Source organism: Wolbachia endosymbiont of Onchocerca volvulus str. Cameroon, from assembly GCF_000530755.1.
Lineage (GTDB): Bacteria > Pseudomonadota > Alphaproteobacteria > Rickettsiales > Anaplasmataceae > Wolbachia.
Genome location: NZ_HG810405.1, coordinates 113564 through 131654, shown reverse-complemented (window position 1 = coordinate 131654; position 18091 = coordinate 113564). Strand labels below are relative to the sequence as shown.

Below are 18091 nucleotides of genomic sequence, written 5' to 3'. Positions count from 1 at the left end.
TCTATATACTATGTTAGGCTTTTTTGCCTTTTCCAATACAAATTAGATAATAGCCACTTATCCATAAATAACCTGTAAATCGCAATACATGTACACATGTATCAATTATTCAGATAACATTTACTCTGTCCATAATAAACTATACATATAATCAACCAAACCAAGAAAAGTACAAACCAAGTTACTGCATATTCTAAATGTTTTATTGGCTGTATTGTTAATTTATCGCCAAAACCTTTTTGCCATAGCATACACTTCTCTAGTTTAATGCCAAGTTCATTGGAGATTTCTTCCGTATTTAAGGTAAACCAAATGTTCAAAGCAGTATCATTTTTGATTAACCAACTTTTGCTTTTACTGCTATCACAATATAAAACCCCACTTACAGTTACTTTTTCGATTTTTGTTTTTTCCTTTTTTCTTTCATTGATCATCCCTTTATTCACTAACATATAATGTCCAGTAGTAAGCAACATAGGAGATAGCACGTGATAGCTGCGTTGCCCTGCAAAAACATATAGATCTATATCACTTAAAACTCCATCAATCTCAATATGTCTATAGTTAAATTTTGTAAGATTTTCACTGAACAATAGATGAACAACTGGAAGATTCATATTTTTGATAATGTTACTTTTCCAGTACAACCTAAATAATTGCCATAACCCTAATGAAAAAAGAAGTAAACATGGTATAGTTAAAGTAAATACTATTTTTTTAAACATTTTAAACTTATATCTTTAGGTAGTTCTCAACTATAAGCTCAATAAGGTTAGTCTGCTCTTCAATTCAATGCAAGTATTCTTCCCCATTTTTTCAATAGTTCTTTTAGTAAGATTAAGCCAATAAAATCCTTCTTTAATTTACTTTACTGATATTATTTCTATAATAATAGAAAGAGGTCATACCAATTCATTTAATAGTTCCTTTCACAACAATTGTACCAAATAGCATATCATGACATGTCTGCTTCTTCTTAGAGAAGCAAGCTATAAAATACCAGCAAAAAGTAAGCAGTATTATAATTACTTCCAGTAAGTTTAAGGCTTTTACTAACGCTTCCTGAGCTTGAAAAAGATCGATGAGAATAATTATTATGTTGTTCAATAGAGGAAGAAAAAACTGAGAGACACTTTTATCAAATGCTAAACTCAAATCTATTTTAGAACCATCTAAACTAATGGTATGTATGTTCATTAACTGCTGACCAGGAGTTGCTTGAGTTGCTGAAGATATAAAATATGTGAAATAACTGCAGTTCATACATATATACAGTAAATATAGAATTAACGGAAAATCCTTTAGTAAAAGGACAATCAATAAGGTTGGAATTAGTAAAATTACTACATCTAATAAATACGCGCAAAAGCGCCTTTGTATACTGGCAATCTCTATAACAGAGTTCATCATCTATCTTTTAAATACTTTATTATGAAGTCTGTAAGTTTATCAAAATGTTGAAAACACAACAAATCTTCGTAGCCACTTATTGATTGGCCATATATAATTGGTGAACAATTAGCGTTTTGTGCACACAAAATATCTGTGATGCTATCACCAACAAAAAATACATTTTCTCTACTTATGGGCAAAATACTCTCTTTCAATGCAAATAGCAATGGGATTGCAGATGGTTTATCCTCTGCAGTATCACATGAACCCACTACTCTTTCAAAGTAAGAGTCTAATTTTAAATAGGCAACTTCTTTACGTAAATTAATATTCTTCTTATTACTAACTATTGCTAGATAAATATTGTGGCTTTTCAACTTCTGAAGCATTTCCCCTACTCCCTGGTTCAGGGTAATATTTTGCAATAGTACATTGTTTAAGTATCTTTGACGTATCTGATTTACTTTTTCCCACTGGTTATCAAACAAATTGATCATATAGTTCCTTATCAATTCATGAAAATTTCTATCAGCGGCTTTATTACTACACTCCATTGAGTCTAAGTTATGCTTAACGGCACTAGAAATATTGTCTTGGGTATCAACTAAGGTATTATCCCAGTCGAATACTACTGCTAATGAGCTGTTTTTCATTTCTACATTGTTACGCACTTTAGGTTAACAAGTAAATAACATTTTGATAAAAAAATATAAATGGGACGCTTTTGATGAGCCTAAGAAACACTATTTATTGCAAGCCATGTTAATCATTTCTACACGATGAACTAATACACTGGGTTTTATACTCTTTATTAAGAAAATAAAGCATGGCTAAAGTTAAAGAATACATCTCAAAAAGATATTAAAACAAAATTCAAGACACACTTTTTAGTATTTTCAGAAGATGCTTTATTAGAAAATAAGGTTAATTACCTTACAAAAGAAACAAGAACTCTATACTGCTATAAATAAGAAAAGTAGATTTAGTAGCAATGATAAGTTATCGTAAGAAATCAGGTAAACAACACAAACCACTAAACTTCTACACAAACAGACACGCAACAACTCGAATATTGAAGGATTGCGAATATGATCCAGAGTTTCAAGAAGTAGCCAGTAATCTTAAAAACTGCTGTAGAAGATGAACAATTTGGGTAAAATGAACAAAAAAAAGATTTCTGAAACTTCTATGTAAACTGATAAAAAACCTATTAAAGCATGATGTTAGTTTTTCATTAGACAGGTAAGAATCTCAAAAAAGAGAAATTTAATAATAAGTAAGAGAGCTTGAGAACAACAAAATGAAAAGAATAAAATTGCATTACAAGAAAATCAAAAAGAAGAAGGGCTTTTTTGATGAGATGAAAAAGATGCGGAGAATACTAACAACATGAAAGAAGCAGCTAAAAAAGTACATTAAACAATAAAATGCAACAAACAAACATAGATCAGAGTTTTTTCACAAAAACAAATAGAAAAAGTTTAATTTAGAATTAGAAAAAGCTTTTAATTACCAGGATAAAGCTCTTAATCTTAGTAAGATATGCAATAATCATAAGAACAAAGCAAAATTTGTAGTACAAGATACAACTTCTCCAAATGTTACTCATGCAATTAACTTAAATATTAATGGCGAAAAATACGATGTCCAACTTAATAAGCTTTTTTAATTATACAATTATAAAGTCTCAGCTTGAAAATTAGCGTAGAGAATGAGCATCGATAGAATAAGACAATTCAACTTTAATAAAGTTTTTAGCCAAAACTAAAGCATAAGGAAAGTTTAAAGCAGGTAACAAATTTTAAGAACCAATATAACACTTTATCGACACTTCTTAAAAGGAAGAAAGTAAATAACACAGGTTGTGAAAAATAATTAGCTTTTAACAGTCTTAAAAAAGATTTGATTACACAACTATGATATCTAATTTATCTAGTATTATATATATAGTAGCTACATTAATTTTAGTGCGTGTGACCTTGAAAGATCATGGTATAATACTTAGATCATTAAGTAATAGACTAATAATGGAGTTCAAAGTGCATAATGTACAAGAAACTGAAAATTTAAAATTCGATGCTGAAATAGAAAAAATACTAAATATAGTAATTCATTCCCTCTATACTAATAAAGAAATTTTCCTACGTGAACTGATATCAAATGCATCAGACGCATGTGACAAACTACGCTATGAATCTCAACTAGATCCTAACTTACTAGATTCAAGTGATGAGTTAAAAATTATTATTAGTACTAATAAAGATAAGAATGAGTTATATATAGCCGATAACGGTATTGGAATGAACCGGCAGGATTTAATAGATAACCTTGGCACAATTGCTAGTTCTGGTACACAAAAATTTCTGGAGGCTATCAAAAATAGCAAAGATTCAAGTCAAACTGTAGAGTTAATTGGAAAATTTGGTGTAGGTTTTTATTCAAGTTTCATGGTTGCCTCAGAGGTGATAGTTGAATCTAGAAAAGCAGGAGAAGAGGAATCTTGGATCTGGAAATCTCAGGGAGATGGAAAATATTCAATCAGCAAATTGAATGATCAAATCACCCGCGGAACTAAAATTACTCTAATTATACGTCCTGAAGAGAACGAATTTTTGGACAAGTTTCGCATTAAAAACGTTGTTACTACTTACTCAGACCACATAAATTCTCCTGTTGAGTTCATAGATGAAGAAGGAAAAAGTGAAAGATTAAATAGCAAGGCCGCAATTTGGACTAAGCCGAAAAATGATGTTACTCAAGAGGAGCACAACGATCTCTTTCGTAGTGTTGCGCATGTTGGCGGTGAGCCTTGGATGATATTACATAACAAAAATGAAGGAGTAATAGAATACACAAATTTACTTTATGTTCCCTCTATCAAACCTTTTGATTTATTCCACCCAGACAGACGTTGCTCTGTAAAGCTATATGTAAATAAAGTATTTATTACTGAAGATAATGTACAGATTATACCACAGTATTTACGGTTCCTGAAAGGAATCATTGACTCTCCAGATTTACCTCTTAACATTAGCAGAGAAACGCTGCAGAATAACCGTGTTGTTGAGCAAATTAAAAAATCTCTCACTAAACGAGTGATATCTGAACTCGGTAAGAAGGCAAAAGAAAATTTAGAGGAATATACAAAATTTTGGACTAACTTTGGTGCGGTATTAAAAGAGGGTCTTTGTGAAGCTATGCCAATTGATGAAAGAGAAGCGCTGCTTTCAATTTGCAGATTCCATAGCACTAGTGACGATAAGCTAGTCAGCATTGACAACTATATAAGCAGAATGAAGCCTGAGCAAGAGTATCTTTACTACCTTACAGGAAACAGTTTGGATTCTGTGAAATACAGTCCACAACTCGAAGGGTTTGTCAGTAAAGGATTAGAGGTTCTTCTGTTTGTTGATCCAGTAGATGATTTCTGGACTAGTGTAGTTCATGAATATAAAGATCAAAAATTTAAGTCTGTAACTCGTGCTGACGTCGACCTAGACAAGTTTTCCCCGAGAAAAAAAGATGAAGAAAACAAATCAGATGAAAAAAAGAGCGAAGAGAATACAGATTCTATATTACAATATTTCACCAAAGTTCTTGGTAATTCAGTAAAAAGCGTAAAAATTTCTAAAAAACTAACTGATAGTCCTGTGTGTTTAGCGATTGATGAGGGTGCTATGGATCTTAGAATGGAGCGTTTTTTGCGCGAACAAAAACAATTAAATTATCGCACGCCAAAGGTGCTTGAAATCAACACTAAACATCCCGTAATAAAAAATATAATGAAATCTTATGCTGAAAACGGTGAAAACCAAACATTAGAAGACATGGTTCACTTATTATTCTACCAAGCTTGTATTGTAGAAGGCGAAGAAATGGACAATGCAAACCTATTTGCTAAGAGACTGAACAACTTACTCGACAAGATTCCTATTTAGGCATTATATACTAGCGTCATTTTAATAGAAAAAAATATGACGTAGGATTATTTACCTAGTTAGATCATGTCACAAAAAATCCCAAAAGGGAAAACAGCAACAAAAATAAAAGCAATTTCCAAGACTTAAGTATTGAAAAAATTTAAGATTTTACGAAGAGCAAAAATCAAGAAACAATTGAGGCCGTCATTTCTGGGTTCTAATATTAAAGGAAAATAAAGAGCCTGAAATTTTAGATGATTAAAGCTAAGGAATATCAGTTACTCCCAAACTTTAGAGATTTTTTAATGTAGCAACTTTAAGAGTGATACTTAAAAGATGTTATGGTTAGTGACCTAAACTAAGTATGAATTATAGGATTTAGTGTAAACAAGAATTATTACAGCTTCCATCATGTTACTAAAAACCTTTATGACATGATAACTGATGTAAATACTGCTATATCTATTTCTGAATTTTTACCTAAAGGTGAAAAAATGCATGTTAATTTTGTAATGCATTTTATGATTCGTTGCCTATCCTTGATAAAATACTAAACAAGTACACCAAAAAGAAAAAGTTTTAGAAACTAAAGATTTTAGAATTAATTGTACAGGCTATACACAGCATGGAAAATCGCTCTTGCTATTACAACTTCTTATGTCTTTTTTTATTTTTGATAGAGAGCTGAATAATATGTTTATGTTGCAATTTCTGTTCCCCAATAGTTTTTAACTACCGTGATGGTAAAATTTACAAAAAGCTTCTTAGAGAAAAAACTATATCCATCAGAGCAACTACTTGTCAGACAAACAATAACGTTCTCATTATGGACTTTAAGTACGTAGGTAGGCTATTAAAAATAAGTAACTTCAACAACAAATTAACTTTAGAATAAACTTCTATATAGTAAAAGAACATTATCATAAAATAGGTACTATCCATTATAGTTGCAGTACCTCATTACACAACCACTAGAACTCTAACTACATCTTTTACTATCTTTTCCTAAATGGCACTTCAAACACAGAACAACATTATTTTACAATAAAAAATGAAAGTCATTGATAACCACCGAAAGGTCAATAAATCTCAAAGGTAATAAATAAAAGCTTATGATCGACGCATTTGGCAAAAGGAGTACTATCAGTAACCTATATATTTTCAAGACAAACAGTCAACAAACAATAAAAAAGATAAAATCCAAAAGGACCATCAGCCACCAGCTAAAAAAATACTATGGACAACAGAAAAAATATTATAAATAATGAATAGGCTTCAATACAGAAGCCTATTAGCAATAATTACAAGGGGGCGAAATGTGTAAAAGCAAAAAGAAAAAAAATCATAGTAGCAAACCACCTAATGCTCAAGAGCAACAAGAAATTCTTGAGACTCAAGTTACAGGAGAAATGGATGTTCCTCAAAGCGAAGGAGCTTCTTCAAGTACACAAAAGTCTCAAAGTGAATGTATTGACATCTCATCAGATGTTAATGATAATAAAAAAAAGCAAGTCCCTAGTCAATTTACTGAACATACACCATCACAAATGAAAAATGAGCTAGAGCTCGAAAGCAAAGGCAGTCAACTAGATTCATCATCACATTCACTAGAGAGTTCTACGAATAGTGATCGGAGTCATAGCAGCAGTTCTTTTAGTGCAGTCGATGTATTAAGTGATAACGGCGGTTCCCCTTTTGAGAGTATAGACAAAGGCGAAAATGTCTCTGTTTCTAAAAGAAGTAGTCCGCAAGATCCACAACCTAAAAAACAGAGCCAACACCAATACCGCCTACACCAAGGTCAGCATCATCAATACTCTCCAGCAACCAACAAAAAATCTGAACAAGTGGATAACACTGTTCTACAAGATACAAAAAACAACAACCTGCATATTATAGTTGCCTCCGTACTAACAACAGCTGGAGTTGCTCTAGGAGTAGCTACTGCAGTTCACTTGGAAATGTCAGTAGTGGGAATAGCAGCTGGAGCTTGCTGTCTAGCCGCCATTGGAACTATTATATACTATTGCATGCCTAAAAGCTTAATCGAGAACAGTAAAATTGAAGTGGTTGACATAAAGAAAAAAACTACCGTTGTACCGTAAATAAATAAATATAGTAGTCTACCATTGAATAATTTATTATAATTTTATTAGCCATTAATAGATAAAAACTTGGTAGACTACGAAGGGATATTTTTAAATAAAATCAAAGATATAAAAGAGGAAGGGCGCTACCGTGAATTCATGCGTTTTGCATCATTGCCTGGAAGGTTTCCTTATGTTATGGATTATGAAAGAAATAGAGAAGTAATTGTCTGGTGTAGTAATAATTATTTAGGAATGTCACAAAATGAAAGTGTAATTGCTGCTACCCAAAATTCATCAGTTGGAGCAGGAGGAACAAGAAACATATCCGGTACAACAAAAGAGGTCGTCGAACTCGAGAAATCTTTAGCTTGCTTGCACAATAAAAAGGCTGCTTTAACTTTCGCTTGCGGCTACCTTGCTAATCAGACAACACTTAGCACTTTATCATCCGTTATTCCTGATGTAGTATTTTTTTCAGATGAGAAAAATCACTCTTCAATGATAGAAGGCATAAAGTCAGGGAAAAGACCGAAATATATATTTAAACATAATAACATTAATCATTTAGAACAGTTGTTAAAATCTGTAGATAGAAAAATACCAAAAATAATAGCATTTGAATCCATATACTCAATGGATGGTGATATAGCACCACTGAGAGAAATATGTGATTTGGCAGAAGAATATAATGCAATTACCTACTTGGATGAGGTACACGCAGTTGGTATGTATGGTTCGCACGGTGGCGGAATCGCAGAAAGAGAAGGTCTGATGGATAGAGTAACCATTATTCAAGGCACATTATCGAAAGCTTTTGGAGTGATGGGCGGATATATAGCATCTTCAAAGAGCTTAGTAGATGTAATAAGAAGTTCTGCTCCAGGATTTATTTTCACCACTGCTATTTCGCCTGTTTTAGCAGCAGCAGCAAAAGCAAGCGTTGATTATCTAAAATCGAGCAATATTGAAAGAGAAAAACAAAAACAAGTTGTTGAAAAAGTAAAGAATTTACTAAAAAATGCAAGAATTAATCTTATCCCAACAAAAACTCATATAATTCCAATAATAATTGGCGATCCAGAGTTATCTAAAAGAGCATCAAGATTGCTATTTGATGAGTATGGAATATATGTTCAACACATAAATTATCCGACAGTTCCAAGAGGAACTGAGCGTTTCCGTATTACTCCTACGCCTTATCATACCGATGAAATGATGGAACATTTAACAGAGTCTCTTGTAAAAGTTTTTGAGAAGTTGTCCATTCCTGTAGCCTACTTATGCTAGTTCAATATTACCTGCAATGATTAACCCATTATCTTCTACTAGCCTTCCGCCACTTTCTTGAAGAAAAAGTCTACCAAGCAAGGTTTTATATTTGTTAACTCCAGAATAAACTATTCCTCTATGTCTTCCTGCAGCAAGGTACGCAAAGCCTAAAACTGTTGAGCCAATGGAACGCACATTGCTGTTATCAGGCAGTAACTTACTTAATAAATTACCACTTACATCTATCAAACCTTCGTTACGACTTTTCACTCGCATCCTTATATGACGAAATCTAGAGTCTTCAAGAAAAGCACCCTTTCTCTCTTCCGCCCAAAAAGTTTCTCTAAGAGCAGGAACATCAACTACAGCTGCCACAACTTTGTTCTTATGAATTAGACAAACTGATACTGTAAAATAAACCATACAACTAGAAAAATTTTCCTTGCTTTCTATGGGCATGATGAACCAAGTATAAGTGTCATCTTTTATCTCTTGATCAAGATCATCTTCAAAAAGAAAACCATAACCTTGTCTATAATTGTGTAAGCAACCGCATATAGTTTGCTTGGATTTCGAGTAAGTTTTGTTGATAAAGTCGTCTGACTTAACATTAGAAATTTGCAACTCATTAAAATCGCGCATAAGTTGTTTAGAAGCACCTCGCACAGAATCAAGCATCATATTAATTCGTGGTGATGAAATAGGCATCCTTCTTTTATTCTTTCGCCCTTTCATAATAGCTATCATCAGGAGTATATACTACAATCTTATCCTCTTCCCTTACAAATCGAGGCACGTTAATACGTATTCCGTTTTCTAAAACTGCAGGCTTATAGGAAGAAGTAACAGTCTGTTTTTTAATAACAGAATCCGTTTCTTTTACAGCCAACGTAACATAGTCAGGCACATGTGCGAAAATTATTTTATCTTGGTAAGTTACAACTTTAATTTTCATGTTATTCTGCAAATAAATCTTTTTTTCTCCCAATAAATCTAAGTTCAGAGTAACTTGCTCGTAACTACTTGGATGCATAAGATGCACAACATCTCCTTCAGTGAAGAGATAAACATATTCCTCCTCATCTAAAATGGCTCTTCTAACTGGAGCATCAGAGCGAAACCTTTCATAGTGTTTTGCACCAGTTTTGATATTTTTCATTTCAGCTTGTATGTACGCACCACCTTTACCAGGTTGAGTGTGCATGATATTTACAACCAAAAATAACCCATCATTATGTTCCAACACCTGACCTGGCCTAATATCATTAGCTCTTTCTACCATAATTCCATTTTTGGATGATTTTATAATTATAAGTAGCTTTCATGTAAATATCAAAGCCTTTATTAATCAACAAATTCTGGCATACTGAGGATTATATACTTTTTCTTTATGTTTATATAAGGGAATATTTCTTTAGTAAAAGGTAGCATAACACTCTTTTTTGTACTAACAACCGAAATTTTCAATATATCTCCTGAACCGAAACTATATACAGACTTTACATACCCATACAGTTCATTATTCTCCAGTTTTACCTTCATATCTACAAGGTCACTCTGATAGAATTCATTCTCATCATTTAATTTTGGTAGCTTGTTCCTTTTTATATATAATTTCTTATTCCTTAAGAACTCTGCTTCATTACGAGAATTTACTCCGCTTATTGTAGCTATTACTAAATTATCATCTACAACAGACACTGAGTCTACTTTATAATTCTCATTACCACTTATTAGCCTACCGTATAAGGAAACATTCTCAGGCTTTTCAGTAAAAGTTCTTATTTTAATAGCTCCCTTAACTCCATGAGGAGAAGTAACTATTCCCAAGCATATTAGATCATCGTTCATATTAAAGATAAACCAGAAAATTCCTCAGATAAATATCGTTTTAAGAAACTCAACACCCACCCACATCAATCTTCTTTTCAGTAATACCCACAAGCAGAAGCAAAATTTTTATAACGCTATCTGAGATGTCACCTCAAACAGTAAACGACCTACAAGGCAAGCTTTCAGCGGGAAATTTCACTCCTATTTCCTTTACAAATGCACAATATGAATCCACTCTTATATACTCACATGCGAATAATTTCCCTGTCCTACCTGGACCACATGCACTCAATTAAAAAATAGCACTAATATATAATATCTAACATAGAACTCTCTACTTTTCCATAAAATTTTTATTCATTTTTCACGTTTTCAACATTATGCCTTTAAAAAGCATCACGGAACGTTAAAATTCTATGACAGTTTTTATCATCTTTTCTGTTTTGATAGATCTATAAGCAATCTTAAGTCTGCACTTTACTGTTCCTGGCCTAGTATTTGCCAAAAAATACAGCATCAACAGAGTTATTGTTTATTAACTTTTCACAAGTTATTAATAGCAAGTATATTGTAGATATTCGTTATATACACAACCTTTCTTCTTGTAACTTAAGAGTAGTGGTTAATCGTGAGTTAATGCAACCTAAACTATGAACAGCTATTCTAAAGTGAAAATCTACGTAGCACTTATTGTCAATGTCGTACAAGCAAATACCCTTGCTATGAAAAAATTGATATTAAAGAAAAATAAATCACAAAGTAAGAGAAATTATCATAAAAATATGATATTCTATAAGTTTTGATCAATAACATAAAAACTATCACCTTACAACAAGAAGGATATATAAACTTTACTACACTAAAAAATAAACACCTATAAAAGGTATCTCATTATTCTCATTAATTTTTATGATTTTATTTAGTATAATATATTACAATTATTCACTAGAGAATATATTTTTCTTACCGTGCTTAAGTGTAAGCTTTAAAAGCATATTGGAAAACAACATAATAAAAAAGCATCATATCAAATACAAGAACTGTGATTACATAAACCAATTAATAAGGCTAAGTGCTGAACTATTACTCAATCAGTTAGCAAAGTAAGAAACTCTTAAGTTTAATATTGTATGATCAAAATAGCAGAACAATATTCAGCAACCTTAACACTCAAGATCATAAATGTAGGTAGTTACTTACAAGTGACAAAATTGATAAATTACTAAACAATCAAGAGATATTTTTTACTAAAAGCCATAAAATTCATATGTTAGCATATAGCCTATTTTTTAACGTTTTCAGGCTTATTATCAGTAATTTAAAATTAATAATGCTTTACTTACACTTTTCCAATACCTAGTTGCTAATTAAGCAACATAAAACTAATGTTGAATTATAACAGATAAAAAGGCATTAGAGCAAGAAAACGCAAATAAGCTGAAGTTTTTTGCAAGCGTTACACATGAGCTACGTACACTCCATCACCCTTAATGTTATTTTATCATTGGACATGCGAAGTTAATCAAAAATGAAACTTTAGGTTCGATTGACCACTCTCGATATAAGAAGTATGCAAACGATATATACAATGCAAGGATACATTTATTTGCTTTAATTAACAATATGTTTGCTTTTGCAAAAGCTGAGTCAGCAGTTTAACAGCAGAAAAAGTGAAATTTAACCTAAACAAAATAATAGATTCGTGTTTTAATATGCTATCGCCTAAATTAAAAAAAACAGAAACTAGTTTAAAAAGTAGATGTTTGATAAACAATTATTAGTGACTACAGATCCTAAAAGAATGGCACAAATCATAATAAATTTATTACTAAACTTAATATTAAAGATGGTTTAATAAGAATGGCAATTAAAAAAATATAGAAAAAATTCATCAACTATTAAGTTTCATGACTACGAGAAATAGAATAATATGATATATACAAAGTTATATCTGTTTTCGGCTAAGCAGATGATCCATAATATAGAAACGAAGGTACAGGCATTGGATCACCGATTAGCAAAAAATTAATAGAGTTAATAGTGGAACTTTTGATATTAAAAGTGAAGTAAAACTTAGTACTACCAACATTAAATTTCTTTTATGGAAAGCAAATATACAAAAATTCAATTGACTTCTACTTAAAGTTCTTGAAAACTCTAACTATAATACACTACCATAAGTATCATTAAAAGAGTGAGATATGGGGTTAACAGTAGGAAATAATGCACCGGATTTTAGCTTACCAACAGATTCTGGCAAAAATTTATCACTAAGTGTTTTTTTTAATAAAAGAAATGTAGTTCTTTATTTCTACCCTAAAGACGATACTCCAGGTTGTACCATAGAGGCAAAAGATTTTAGAGATAAAATAAATGATTTTTCCTCCCTTCACACAGTGATAATCGGTGTATCAAAAGATAGTGTTAAATGCCATGCAAATTTCAAAGTAAAATATTCACTGCCATTTTATTTAGTTTCTGATGAAAATGTCGAAATATTAGAAAAATATGGTGTTTGGGCAGAAAAGAGCATATTCGGCAAGAAGTATATGGGGATAGAACGCACTACTTTTTTAATAAATAAAAAAGGTAAAATAGTAAAGATCTGGAAAAACGTAAAAGTTAGCGGACATGTCAATGAAGTTCTAGAGGAAGTTAAAAAAATATAAATTAAAAAACTATTTAGGTTAATGGTTACCAATTTTTATATAGAAAAAGAGAAGTTGGAATTATACAATCTTCATAACCACTTAAGTTTCAAACTGGGTTTAGTAATAACCAAGTTGGGGTCTTTAGTAAAAAAATGGTATTGGCAAAGCCAATATACTTAAAATAATCTTGTTACTTACAAAAACAATGAAATAAAAAAGTAAAAGCCAGTGAGATGCAAAACAGACCCACCAATAAAGACTGAGCAATACACTATGTTTTTTTAACAGAGTTGATTTTAACTCAATTAGTATCGCAAAGAATTTTAATAAGAAATTAATATAAATTGATGGGAAAATATAATCAAGCTATTCATTTCTTTATAGAAGACCCAATATAATATGGCTGATTTCACAAATGTATTATATTTTTCTCAATTCTCCAAGTGATAGACTAAAACTCTTGGATCGCATAGTTTCATTATTTAAGGAAAATTACATTTAATAAGTTTTGTTAAAAATAGATCAAAATTAAACTCTTTAAAAAGGTACTAACCACTGATACAACAAAAATTAATAAAATTATTAACAAGCATAGTACTCATGATAGTAAAAACTAGTAAGCAAATGCTACTTCAAATCTACCACAGTTACTGCAGACGCTGATAAAACAACTCCTACTTAATAGATAATTAAGTGGTTACTATAAAGTTAACTAATTCACCAACAGCAAACCTAGAAAAGACCACACAAACAAATATTTACTACGCCCAAGTACTAAAATAAAAAGTTAACAACTCCTGCATTTGTTTACCACGGCTTTATTCCCTCAAACTACCTCTTCTCCGTAACTTAATTAACTTACCATACCCTAATGCACCTAGTGAAGCAGAAATAATAGTGTAACCTTTTCTAAAACAGAATTAGATATAGCATATTAGTAAAAAACGGTAGCAGATCAAGTAGCCTATACTATCACCTTAAATAGAGATTAAGAAGTTCAAAGTTTAAGAGATAGTGGATTATCTTAGAATAGCAATGCACAATGTATATCAGAGTATTATCTCTAGTTGTAGTTTAATGTTTGATATGCAGATCATTGACCAATAATGGAAATTATTTTAATTCTATGATTTTTATGTTAAAATCTAATTTCTGGGTGAAATAAGTAGCTGCTGTTGTATGATAAATACAGCAGAGGAAAGTCCGGGCTTCAAGGAAAAATAGTGACGGGTAATACCCGCCGGAGGTGACTTCAGTTCAGGGCTACAGAAAATTACCGCCTAAGATTTTTAGGTAAGGATGAAAAGGTGTGGTAAGAGCATACCATACCAATGGCAACATTGGTAGTTGAGTAACCAACACTAGGAGCAAGATTAAATAAGAGTAGGTTTTATGCTTTTCCTCATGTCTACTCGGGTAAATCGCATGCAGTAAATGGTAACATTTACTCCAGATAAATAGCTACATAAACAGAACTCGGCTTATATTTCACCTAGGCACTTACATAAGTATCAGTAAGATAGCCTAAATAATAAGCATTTTATATGTTGTCCTTTATTTATTCTGCTTGATAGCCATTACTATTTTCCCTACTACTAATATTAGTATATTCTTCATCATCAAGATATTCTTTTAAGACATATCCTCTGCCCCAAACAGTTTCTATATGGCTTTTTCCATCATTCGCACTTTCAAGTTTCTTACGTAACTTACACATAAAAACATCAACTATCTTATTATCTGAAGGCTCATCTAAACCATTATAAAGATGATTTAAAAACATTTCTTTTGTTAGTACAGTGCCTTTACGCAACGCTAGTAACTCTATCATAGAATATTCTTTGTTAGTCAGGTGAACCGTCTTACCTTTCACCTCAACAACTCTATGATCAAAATTAATATTTATGTTACCAATCTTTATCACCGATTCAGGATGTCCTTTAGTACGACGGACTATTGCCTTTATTCGAGCTAGTAGCTCACTTTTGTGGAATGGCTTAGTTAAGTAATCATCAGCACCATATCCTAGTCCTTTAGCTTTTTGATTAACAGCAGATATACATGAAAGTATCAAGACAGGAACTTTAATTTTTGCACTTCTTAACCTTAACAATATATCATATCCATCAATATCACCGGGCAAGTGTATATCTAAAATAACTAGGTCATAATGATCCCCATTCGAGGAAACTATATTATTGTTGTAGTCTTGCGCAGAAGTTACAACATCACAAAAGTGTCCATCAGAAGTTAAAGCATTAACTACAGTCTTTGCACTTACTTGATCATCTTCAATTAATAATATACGCATATTTTATACCCCGTAAGTAATTTATAATTTTAGCAATATATATAACTAAGGAAAGTAACAAATCAAACTTTTATTAATAAATGGTCAAAACTACTATAATGGACATACCATTCCAAAATTATATAAACAGATCTAAAATATAATAGATATATTATATATCATAAGAACAATATTATTTTCAGTAAATATTGAATTAAAACCATTATCATTGAAAGAGTACTTAAGTTAATAAATATTTAACTATTCTATATATCTATGTCATATTTTTAATTTACCTACTATGCCATCTTAGAGTAGAATAATAATTTTCAGGGGCATTGTGTGACAATATCGATTTTAGGTGCTGGTGCATGGGGTACAGCAATTGCAATTTCACTGAGTGATAGGCAGAATGTAATTCTGTGGGTCCGTAATAGAACTACATTTGAATTAATCAATAGAACAAGAGAAAGTGACAAGTTACCTGGTTATCAAATTTCTGGCAATGTGTTAGTAAAGTCAGCCATTGAAGAAACAATTAATGCTTCAACAATAATCCTTGCTGTTCCCGTCCAGTCTTTAAGACAGGTATGTCAGCAATTACGTAATTGTGGATTAAAGAAAGACGTAGCAATAATTTTAGCCTGTAAAGGAATAGAAAGATCTACATTAAAACTACCGAGTGAAATAGTAAATGAAGTTCTACCTAATAATCCTGTTGCTATTTTTTCAGGCCCTAGCTTTGCTATAGAAGTCGCAAAAAAATTACCCTATTCAATGGTTCTTGCGTGTCAAAATGATACACTAGGGTCAAGGCTGATGTTAGAGCTACAACAAGAAAATATTAAATTATATTTTAGTAGTGATGTTATAGGAGTACAGATTTGTGCAGCATTAAAGAATGTTTTTGCTATAGCATGTGGGATCATTTTGGGTAAGAAACTTGGATACAATGCTCATGCAGCATTAATAGCAAAAAGTATGAATGAAATTCAAACTGTTTATCTAGCAAAAATCAATAATAGTAATATAGACACAGATACATTACTTGGACCAGCATGTTTAGGTGATCTAATTATGACATGCACATCCTTAAATTCAAGAAATCTATTCTTTGGATTCAAAATAGGTAGTAGCAATAATAGTTTTAATATCCAGCAAATTTTATTAGAAGGTAAATCAGTGATTGAAGGTCTTAGTACTGCTCAATCTGTATTTTATTTAGCAAAAAAGCTAAAGATAAAAATGTCTATATGTGAAGCTGTTTATAGACTATTATATGAAAATGCTCCTATAGAGAATACTGTTTCTGTTTTTCTAAGTTAATCTTTTGCTTTGGTGTATTATGAAAATTTTTCATAAATTGATATCAACATGGTGGTTATCTGGCACAGTAAAAAAAATGCCAGGTACTGTAGGCAGCTTAGCTTCTTATCCAATTGTTCCTATAGTACTAAGTAACAGAATTTTAGGTACAGTAACTATTATTTCTCTGTTCTTAATTGGATTATGGTCCATAAGTAACTACACAAAACACTACCAAACTCTACACGACCCAAAAGAGATAGTGATTGATGAAGTAGTTGGCCAACTATTGACAATATTTTTAATTTCGGTGCCGCTAAACCAAGAAATTAATAGCCTTTTATTGATGTTATGCTTTTTTTCTTTTAGGTTTTTTGATATAATAAAAACATGGCCTATAAATCTGATTGATAAAAATATCAAGTGTCCCTTAGGCATTATGCTGGATGATATTATAGCTGCAATTTTAGCCTGTGTTTTTATAGAAGCTTTTTATTGTTTATTATCTGTATATGCAGGATAAGGAAATCTATTATTCAAGTCTGGTTACTCAAAATCTAAAGGATTATATACTGCACGCAGCAAATTTATCTCGGTGGGAAGTACACAATGAATTTGATAACATCGGGTTTATAATAAATGGAACCAAGCAATCATTATTTAATTTTGTATTCTGTGAGGATCAATGTACTGAACTTTCTATACAAAAAACTTTAGATTATCTTAGAGCAAGGAATATAGAAGCAACATGGGTAATGAATCCACACACAAAGACAAATAATGTTCTAGAAAAAAGTGAGATAAAACACGTTAGTACACCAAAAAAAGTTTTAATTAATATGAAAAATTATCTCCTGTCTGCTGACATTGTTCCAAATTTAAGGTTGAATGTTGTAAATAGTAGCAATCTCTTAGAACAATTAGATTTATGTACCTCTAAAATCTTTCATCATAATGTTGGAATCGTCAGTACATTTTTCCGCGGCTTATCAAGCTACAATGATAAAAACTCAAGATTAAGGTTTTTTCTCGTAACACTAAATAATGAAGTTGTCGGAACATGTGGCTTTTATATTCAAGATAGCGTAGCCGGTTTTTATAGTGATGGAGTTTTACCAATTCATAGAAATCGTGGAATAGGTACCCAAATGGTTTTAGAAAGAATCAAAATAATCCAGCAGCTTAAATGTAAATACATAGTAGCACACTGTATGAAACCTTCTGTCAATCTTTATAAAAGATTGGGCTTTCAGATATTAGGCAATCTTTACTTGTATACTTCTTCAGCATAACTTATACATACCTTTATTGAGCAGTTACAAATTTTTACGTCCGTTTTTA

Annotated in this window: 15 protein-coding genes and 1 other RNA gene; 9 read left to right on the top strand and 7 right to left on the bottom strand. The window is 31.4% G+C overall.

Annotated elements, in window-relative coordinates; genetic code table 11:
- Positions 1-101: 101 nt before the first annotated feature.
- The 3 genes from WOVOC_RS00520 to WOVOC_RS00510 all read right to left on the bottom strand — a co-directional run bounded on the left by WOVOC_RS00520 (position 102) and on the right by WOVOC_RS00510 (position 2045).
- A complete protein-coding gene (locus WOVOC_RS00520) occupies positions 102-725 on the bottom strand; it encodes an SURF1 family protein (protein ID WP_025263984.1) in 624 nt (207 codons plus the stop codon).
- A 187-nt stretch (positions 726-912) separates the two neighbouring features.
- The gene (locus WOVOC_RS00515) at positions 913-1410 is read right to left on the bottom strand and encodes an RDD family protein (protein WP_014868987.1); all 498 of its coding nucleotides are present in this window, start codon (positions 1408-1410) and stop codon (positions 913-915) included.
- On the bottom strand, positions 1407-2045 hold the full coding sequence (locus tag WOVOC_RS00510) for an HAD family hydrolase (protein WP_025263983.1): 639 nt from the start codon (positions 2043-2045) through the stop codon (positions 1407-1409). Before WOVOC_RS00510 ends, WOVOC_RS00515 begins: the two co-directional genes overlap by 4 nt.
- A gap of 1386 nt (positions 2046-3431) precedes the next feature.
- On the opposite strand from WOVOC_RS00510, the gene htpG reads away from it, so the two are divergent.
- The 3 genes from htpG to hemA all read left to right on the top strand — a co-directional run bounded on the left by htpG (position 3432) and on the right by hemA (position 8689).
- Complete coding sequence (gene htpG / locus WOVOC_RS00505; protein ID WP_025263982.1) at positions 3432-5330, top strand: molecular chaperone HtpG; 1899 nt, start codon at positions 3432-3434, stop codon at positions 5328-5330.
- A gap of 1298 nt (positions 5331-6628) precedes the next feature.
- A complete protein-coding gene (locus tag WOVOC_RS00500; RefSeq protein ID WP_025263981.1) occupies positions 6629-7417 on the top strand; it encodes a TomO hydrophobic C-terminal domain-containing protein in 789 nt (262 codons plus the stop codon).
- Between the two features lie 69 nt (positions 7418-7486).
- Positions 7487-8689: a 5-aminolevulinate synthase gene (gene hemA / locus WOVOC_RS00495; protein WP_025263980.1), complete on the top strand. Its 1203-nt coding sequence runs from the start codon at positions 7487-7489 to the stop codon at positions 8687-8689.
- Here the strand turns inward: hemA and WOVOC_RS00490 are convergent.
- The 3 genes from WOVOC_RS00490 to rimM form a co-directional block, all read right to left on the bottom strand.
- Positions 8681-9379, bottom strand: coding sequence for an inositol monophosphatase family protein (locus tag WOVOC_RS00490; RefSeq protein WP_025263979.1), 699 nt, complete (start codon positions 9377-9379; stop codon positions 8681-8683). The two genes, hemA and WOVOC_RS00490, sit on opposite strands and share 9 nt — an antisense overlap.
- Before the next feature lie 7 nt (positions 9380-9386).
- Positions 9387-9953, bottom strand: coding sequence for an elongation factor P (gene efp, locus WOVOC_RS00485; RefSeq protein ID WP_025263978.1), 567 nt, complete (start codon positions 9951-9953; stop codon positions 9387-9389).
- 62 nt (positions 9954-10015) lie between these two features.
- Entirely contained in the window at positions 10016-10522 is a 507-nt protein-coding gene (gene rimM / locus WOVOC_RS00480) for a ribosome maturation factor RimM (protein ID WP_014868980.1), read from the bottom strand.
- A 125-nt stretch (positions 10523-10647) separates the two neighbouring features.
- Between rimM and WOVOC_RS04625 the strand changes: the two genes are divergently transcribed.
- The 3 genes from WOVOC_RS04625 (at position 10648) to rnpB (ending at position 14654) form a co-directional block, all read left to right on the top strand.
- Positions 10648-10800, top strand: a complete 153-nt coding sequence (locus tag WOVOC_RS04625) for a hypothetical protein (RefSeq protein ID WP_155981142.1) — start codon at positions 10648-10650, stop codon at positions 10798-10800.
- A 1905-nt stretch (positions 10801-12705) separates the two neighbouring features.
- The gene (gene bcp / locus WOVOC_RS00475) at positions 12706-13173 is read left to right on the top strand and encodes a thioredoxin-dependent thiol peroxidase (RefSeq protein ID WP_014868979.1); all 468 of its coding nucleotides are present in this window, start codon (positions 12706-12708) and stop codon (positions 13171-13173) included.
- Between the two features lie 1135 nt (positions 13174-14308).
- Positions 14309-14654: RNase P RNA component class A (gene rnpB / locus WOVOC_RS04375), an RNA gene on the top strand.
- A gap of 59 nt (positions 14655-14713) precedes the next feature.
- Here rnpB and WOVOC_RS00470 read toward each other — a convergent pair.
- Positions 14714-15466 (bottom strand): response regulator transcription factor, encoded by a 753-nt coding sequence (locus WOVOC_RS00470; RefSeq protein WP_014868978.1) that lies wholly within the window; start codon positions 15464-15466, stop codon positions 14714-14716.
- Positions 15467-15787: 321 nt separating this feature from the next.
- Between WOVOC_RS00470 and WOVOC_RS00465 the strand changes: the two genes are divergently transcribed.
- From WOVOC_RS00465 to WOVOC_RS00455, 3 genes are read left to right on the top strand one after another with little or no spacing between them, the layout of a single operon-like run.
- Positions 15788-16771 carry an NAD(P)H-dependent glycerol-3-phosphate dehydrogenase gene (locus WOVOC_RS00465; protein ID WP_025263977.1) on the top strand — a complete coding sequence of 328 codons (984 nt, stop codon included), beginning with the start codon at positions 15788-15790 and terminating at the stop codon, positions 16769-16771.
- 19 nt (positions 16772-16790) lie between these two features.
- The gene (locus WOVOC_RS00460) at positions 16791-17273 is read left to right on the top strand and encodes a phosphatidylglycerophosphatase A family protein (protein WP_025263976.1); all 483 of its coding nucleotides are present in this window, start codon (positions 16791-16793) and stop codon (positions 17271-17273) included.
- Positions 17263-18042 carry a GNAT family N-acetyltransferase gene (locus WOVOC_RS00455; RefSeq protein ID WP_025263975.1) on the top strand — a complete coding sequence of 260 codons (780 nt, stop codon included), beginning with the start codon at positions 17263-17265 and terminating at the stop codon, positions 18040-18042. Before WOVOC_RS00460 ends, WOVOC_RS00455 begins: the two co-directional genes overlap by 11 nt.
- Positions 18043-18091 lie beyond the last annotated feature (49 nt).

Bases quoted from the DNA above. Each gene is read 5' to 3' on its own strand.
- WOVOC_RS00520 (WP_025263984.1), bottom strand. From the start codon at position 725: ATGTTTAAAAAAATAGTATTTACTTTAACTATACCATGTTTACTTCTT.
- WOVOC_RS00515 (WP_014868987.1), bottom strand. From the start codon at position 1,410: ATGATGAACTCTGTTATAGAGATTGCCAGTATACAAAGGCGCTTTTGC.
- WOVOC_RS00510 (WP_025263983.1), bottom strand. From the start codon at position 2,045: ATGAAAAACAGCTCATTAGCAGTAGTATTCGACTGGGATAATACCTTA.
- WOVOC_RS00500 (WP_025263981.1), top strand. From the start codon at position 6,629: ATGTGTAAAAGCAAAAAGAAAAAAAATCATAGTAGCAAACCACCTAAT.
- WOVOC_RS00490 (WP_025263979.1), bottom strand. From the start codon at position 9,379: ATGCCTATTTCATCACCACGAATTAATATGATGCTTGATTCTGTGCGA.
- efp (WP_025263978.1), bottom strand. From the start codon at position 9,953: ATGGTAGAAAGAGCTAATGATATTAGGCCAGGTCAGGTGTTGGAACAT.
- rimM (WP_014868980.1), bottom strand. From the start codon at position 10,522: ATGAACGATGATCTAATATGCTTGGGAATAGTTACTTCTCCTCATGGA.
- WOVOC_RS04625 (WP_155981142.1), top strand. From the start codon at position 10,648: ATGTCACCTCAAACAGTAAACGACCTACAAGGCAAGCTTTCAGCGGGA.
- bcp (WP_014868979.1), top strand. From the start codon at position 12,706: ATGGGGTTAACAGTAGGAAATAATGCACCGGATTTTAGCTTACCAACA.
- WOVOC_RS00470 (WP_014868978.1), bottom strand. From the start codon at position 15,466: ATGCGTATATTATTAATTGAAGATGATCAAGTAAGTGCAAAGACTGTA.
- WOVOC_RS00460 (WP_025263976.1), top strand. From the start codon at position 16,791: ATGAAAATTTTTCATAAATTGATATCAACATGGTGGTTATCTGGCACA.
- WOVOC_RS00455 (WP_025263975.1), top strand. From the start codon at position 17,263: ATGCAGGATAAGGAAATCTATTATTCAAGTCTGGTTACTCAAAATCTA.